A 5,680-nucleotide genomic window follows, 5' to 3' on the forward strand; every position below is an offset into this window, starting at 1 on the left:
GGCGACAGTGCCGGGATGAGGGCGGTTGCCGAGGTGAGGCGACAGCGGCTTCCTGCCGTCCTCATGTCGGCGCAGTCCCTCATCCCGGGCGGGTGGCGCGGCGGGGATTGCCGCGCAACCTCACCGCACTCGGTGCAAACCCTGCGCGACGGCGGTCATGATGAGCTGCTGCACGGCCGGCCAGTCGTCCATCACCTGACAGTAGCCCACTCGGATCACGTGGTATCCGAGCAGAAGCAGCTCAGCGTCGTGCATCACGTCCGCTTCCCGCTGCGCGCCGACGTGATGGCCCCCGTCGACCTGGAGCACGAGCCGTTCTCCGATGAGGAGATCCACCGGACGCCCGCGGATCCACGCCTGCGCGACGATGCGGACGTTCATCCAGCGCAAGCGGCGCGGCACGAACGATTCCAGCCCGGAGTCCGCGAACGGCGTAGCCTCCTCCAGGACGGCACGCGCGAACGCCGGCAGTGGCAGCCGCGCCAGAAAGGGCTTCTCGACGAGCCCCATGTTCAGTGCCGAGTCCCACACCGCCAACGCGTGCTCACGCGGCTGACATCTCGCGACGATCACCAGTGTGTTCTCGAGGGAGTCCTCGAGGACATGCGGTTCGCGCTGCACGAGGGGTATGCACCAGTGAACGGTGGCCGTGAACTCTCCACGGAGTGCGCCGGCGGAGCGCTGTCGTTCGATCCGGATGCCGCCGCTGCTGACGGGGGCCGCCACGTGTGGACGGTCCTCCGCGGTGACCCACAGCCCCAAGCGCTTCGCACGGGTCAGGCACGTCAGCACGACCCCCGCCCTGGCCGCCGCGACGAGCATGGGATCGGCATCCGGGAGCGCCAGCCATGAACGCCGAACCCGAGTCAGTCGCCGCTCCCTCACGGCGCGAGCCAGTTCGTGCTTTCGGGCGCCGAGCTCGATGAGCGCGGCCTGACGGGCGATACCCCCGGTCTCGCGCAGGGCACGCATCCACGTGGGCATCGACCGGCTCATCGCTCGAACCTGCCTCATCCGGGCGATCCGGTGATCCCGTCGTGGCGATTCAGTGGAGGAATCTGCGATGAGTCGGCATGTGGAGGAGCCGCGCTCCGCAACTGGCTGTGCGCCTACGCTCCCGAGATGAGGGCGGATGCCGAGATGAGGGTCGCGAGCGGTTCAGATATCCACATCCAGGCATATCTCCTCATCTCGGCGCAGTGGTGGGCCTCCGGCCTCCGAATGGGCGAGGACGATGACCGCGGCCCGCGGTCCGCGGCATCCGCCCGACGATCCAGGACGGGCAAGCCCCCGGGATAGAATCGATCGGCATCCCACACTCAGGCACGCTCACACGGTGTCGCACATATCGATCGAGGAGACCCGATGGCCGACGCGCGAATTCCCGACAAGCCCGCCCTGGAGGGTCTCGAATCCAAGTGGGATGACGCCTGGAAGGCGCAGAGGACGTACGCATTCGACCGCGCCCGCGCCGCCGAGGTCGGCAAAGCCGGCATCTTCTCGGTCGACACTCCCCCGCCGACCGCCTCGGGAAGCCTGCACATCGGCCACGTCTTCTCGTTCACGCACACCGACCTCAAGGTGCGCTTCGAGCGGATGCGCGGCAAGACCGTGTTCTACCCGATGGGCTGGGATGACAATGGCCTGCCCACCGAGCGTCGCGTGCAGAACTACTACGGCGTGCGCTGCGACCCGTCGCTGCCGTACGACCCCGACTTCACGCCTCCCTTCGAGGGCGGCGACAACAAGTCGAGCCGCGCGGCCGATCAGGTGCCGATCAGCCGCCGCAACTTCATCGAGCTCTGCGAGCGGCTGACCGTCGAGGACGAGCAGCACTTCGAGGCGCTGTTCCGCCAGCTGGGCCTCAGCGTGGACTGGACGCAGACCTACCGCACCATCTCGGACGACACGATCCGCACCAGCCAGCTCGCCTTCCTGCGCAACTTCGAGCGCGGTGAGGCCTACCAGGACCTCGCGCCGACGATGTGGGACATCGACTTCCGCACCGCGATCGCACAGGCAGAGCTCGAGGAGCGCGAGCAGCCGGCGGCGTTCCACCGCGTGGCGTTCCACCGCACCGACGGCGCGGGCGACGTCCACATCGAGACCACGCGCCCCGAGCTGCTCGCCGCGTGCGTGGCGCTGGTCGCGCACCCCGACGACGAGCGCTATCAGCCGCTGTTCGGCACGACGGTGCGCACCCCGCTGTTCGACGTCGAGGTACCCGTCCTCGCGCATCCCCTCGCCCAGCCCGACAAGGGGTCGGGCATCGCGATGATCTGCACCTTCGGCGACGTCACCGACATCGTGTGGTGGCGGGAGCTGCAGCTGCCCAACCGCACCATCCTCGGCCTTGACGGCCGGGTCGTCCCCGACGCGCCGGACGCGATCACGACGGATGCCGGCAAGGCCGCCTACGCGGAGCTCGCCGGCAAGACCGTCTTCAGCGCGAAGAAGCGCGTCGTCGAGCTGCTGCAGGAGTCAGGCGAGCTGGTCGGCGACCCGAAGCCCTTCACGCACGTCGTGAAGTTCTACGAGAAGGGCGATCGCCCGATGGAGATCGTCTCGACGCGCCAGTGGTACCTCCGCAACGGCGCGCGCGACGAGGCACTGCGTGAGCAGCTGATCGCGCTCGGCGCGGAGATGTCGTGGCATCCGGACTTCATGCGCGTGCGGTTCGAGAACTGGACGAACGGGCTCACCGGCGACTGGCTGGTCTCGCGCCAGCGCTTCTTCGGCGTGCCGATCCCCGTCTGGTACGCGCTCGACGAGAACGGCGAGCGGGACTACAGCCGCGTGCTCACGCCGGATCAGGCATCGCTCCCCGTCGACCCCTCGACCGACGTCCCGCCGGGCTACACCGCCGGCCAGCGCGGCATGCCGGGCGGGTTCGACGGCGAGAACGACATCTTCGACACGTGGGCGACCTCCTCGCTCACCCCCCAGCTGGCAGGCGGGTGGGAGCGCGACCCCGAGCTGTGGAACCTCGTCGCGCCGTTCGACCTGCGTCCCCAGGGTCAGGACATCATCCGCACGTGGCTCTTCTCCACGCTGCTGCGCAGCGCCCTGGAGGACGACCGCGTGCCGTGGACGGATGCCGCGATCTCGGGCTTCATCGTCGACCCCGACCGCAAGAAGATGTCGAAGTCGAAGGGCAATGTCGTCACGCCCGCCGACATCCTCGCCCAGCACGGGTCCGACGCGGTGAGGTACTGGGCGGCGTCGAGCCGCCTCGGCACCGACGCGGCCTTCGACCCGCAGAACCCGACACAGATCAAGATCGGCCGCCGGCTCGCGATCAAGGTGCTCAACGCCGCGAAGTTCGTGCTGTCGTTCCCGGTGCCCGAGGGCGCCGAGATCACGCACGCCCTCGACGCGTCGATGCTCGCGAGCCTCCACGCCGTCGTCCGCGAGGCGACGAAGGCGTTCGAGAACTACGACCACGCCCGCGCGCTCGAGGTGACCGAGTCGTTCTTCTGGACGTTCTGCGACGACTACCTCGAGCTCGTCAAGGAGCGCGCCTACAACCAGACCGACGTCGGGCAGGCCTCCGCGGCCCTCGCGCTGCGCGTCGCGTTGTCGTCGCTTCTCAGGCTCCTCGCCCCCGTGCTCGCGTTCGCCGCCGAAGAGGCCTGGTCGTGGTTCAACGAAGGGTCCGTCCACAACGCCGAGTGGCCGGTGACCCCCGAGGAGGAATCGGGCGACACCGCGGTCCTCACGGCGGTGAGCCAGGCGCTCATCGGCGTCCGCCGTGCCAAGACAGAGGCGAAGGCATCCCAGAAGACACCCGTCGCCAGCCTCACGATCGCCGGGCCGGCTGCGACGCTCGACGCCATCCGCGTTGCGGAAGGCGACCTCAAGGCCGTCGGTCGCATCGCAGAGATCAGCTACGCCGACGCCGACGCGCTCGCCATGACCGACATCGTGCTCGCCCCCCAGGAGGACTGACATGCAACTCGGAACACGCTGGACCTCGGGCGAAGAACCGCCGAAGGCGGTCCCCGAAGCCCTGCGCCGCGGCATCCGTCGCGTCGACGAGGTCATCCCCGACGACGACCTCGGGCAGCCCCGGCCGCGCTGGACGCTCACGTGGCTCGAAGGCCGCCCGATCGCCGAACTCGACACCGGCGTGATCGTGTCTCTCGACGCGGACGGCGAGCCGGTCGTCCGCCACGACGACGAGACGGGGTTCGGCGGTCACTGAGCGACCGCCGCCCGGCCGTCCTCAGGCGTGCGCCGCGTCGGCCTCCGCGCCGGCCTTGCGGGTGCCGAACACGAGGAGCCGCGCTCCTAGGATCGTCGCGGCGATGATGAACACCCCGGCGGCGACGAAGGGCAGCCGCAGCGAGCTCTGCGCTGCCCAGCCGCCGAGGATCGTCGCAATCGGGAACATTCCCCACGTGAGCGTGCGGATGATGCCGAGCACGCGGCCGAAGAGTCGCGGCGGCACGATCTGCTGGCGCAGGGCGCCCCACGGCACGTTCCAGACCGAGATCGAGAACGCGCCGAACCCATACGCGATGCTCGCCGAGAAGACCTCCGGTGCGAGACCGGTGAGGCCGAGGCCGAGGGCGGCCCCCACGTTCGCCCCCAGCATGATCGGGCCGCGGCCGAAGCGCTCCACGAGCCGTGGCGCGACCAGTGAGCCGAGAAGCGCCCCGACGCCGATGCCCGCGGTGACGAAGCCGATCGCGTACTCCTGCACGCCGAGGTCGTCGAGGAAGTAGAGGAGCGTCGCAGCCTGCGCGAACGAGAGCGCGCTGCCGACGAGCGACGTGTACAGGGTCATGGTGCGCAGGTACTTGTGGTGCCAGAGGTACGAGAGCGCCTCGCGCGCCGACGTACCGGACTGCGCCTGCGGCGCGGGGACGGGCTCGGCGACGGCGCCGCCGGCGGCGACATCCGGAGCATCCGTGTCGGGCACCCGCGCCTCGTCGCGCAGGGGGCGAGCGGCTGCAATCGGCAGGAGGAGCGCGAGCACGATCGGGATGAGGTAGCCGGCTGACCCGATCCACAGTGGCAGCGCGAGCGAGATCGCGAAGAGGACTCCCGCGATCGGCTGCGCGATGAACATGTCGATCGTGATCTGCGCCGCCTGCATGCGGCCGTTGGCTCGGTCGAGCTGCGGGCGCTTGACGACCCCCGGGATCACCGCATTGGTCGCGTTGTCGAAGAGGGTCTCACCGAGCCCGAACACGAGAGTGCCGACGAACAGCGCCCAGAGCTCGAGGCCGCCGGTCGCGGTGAGGATCGCCAGCCACAGCGCGACGCCGAAGCGGAGGACGTTCGCCGCCGCCATGATGATCCGGCGGTCGAAGCGATCGACGATCATGCCGGCGGGAAGGCCGAAGAGCAGCCACGGCAGGAACGCGAGCGCGCCGATCACCGAGATCGCGAGCGGATCGCGGGTGAGGGTCGTCGCGATCAGGGGGACGGCCGTGCGGCCGACGCCGTCGGCCAGGTTGCTGAACGCCGCGGCGGTCCACAGCTTGCCGAAGTCCCGGCCGAGCGGGTCCCTGCCTGCCCGCCCGGCCGCAGCCTCGGTCCGCTCCGCGATGTCGATGCCCTCGCTCATCGCGGAAGGATTCCTATCGCACCGCGGGCCTCGGCGTCGCGGCGCAGGTGCTCCGCAGCCGCCTGGGCCGCCACCGCGCGGCGCGACCCGTCGCCGGCTCGCCGC

General features: G+C 69.9%; 4 protein-coding genes. 2 read left to right on the plus strand and 2 right to left on the minus strand.

What is annotated here, in order from left to right:
* Nucleotides 1-120 precede the first annotated feature (120 nt).
* A complete protein-coding gene (locus EIO58_RS11600; RefSeq protein ID WP_240658767.1) occupies nt 121-996 on the minus strand; it encodes an endonuclease domain-containing protein in 876 nt (291 codons plus the stop codon).
* Between the two features lie 369 nt (nt 997-1,365).
* Between EIO58_RS11600 and valS the strand changes: the two genes are divergently transcribed.
* Together valS and EIO58_RS11610 are read left to right on the plus strand one after the other, a co-directional pair.
* Entirely contained in the window at nt 1,366-3,948 is a 2,583-nt protein-coding gene (gene valS, locus EIO58_RS11605) for a valine--tRNA ligase (protein WP_127819678.1), read from the plus strand.
* A 1-nt stretch (nt 3,949) separates the two neighbouring features.
* Nucleotides 3,950-4,204: a hypothetical protein gene (locus EIO58_RS11610; protein ID WP_127819679.1), complete on the plus strand. Its 255-nt coding sequence runs from the start codon at nt 3,950-3,952 to the stop codon at nt 4,202-4,204.
* 21 nt (nt 4,205-4,225) lie between these two features.
* On the opposite strand, the gene EIO58_RS11615 is transcribed toward EIO58_RS11610, so the two are convergent.
* On the minus strand, nt 4,226-5,575 hold the full coding sequence (locus EIO58_RS11615; protein WP_127819680.1) for an MFS transporter: 1,350 nt from the start codon (nt 5,573-5,575) through the stop codon (nt 4,226-4,228).
* Nucleotides 5,576-5,680 lie beyond the last annotated feature (105 nt).

Source organism: Microbacterium sp. CPCC 204701, from assembly GCF_004010105.1.
Lineage (GTDB): Bacteria > Actinomycetota > Actinomycetes > Actinomycetales > Microbacteriaceae > Microbacterium.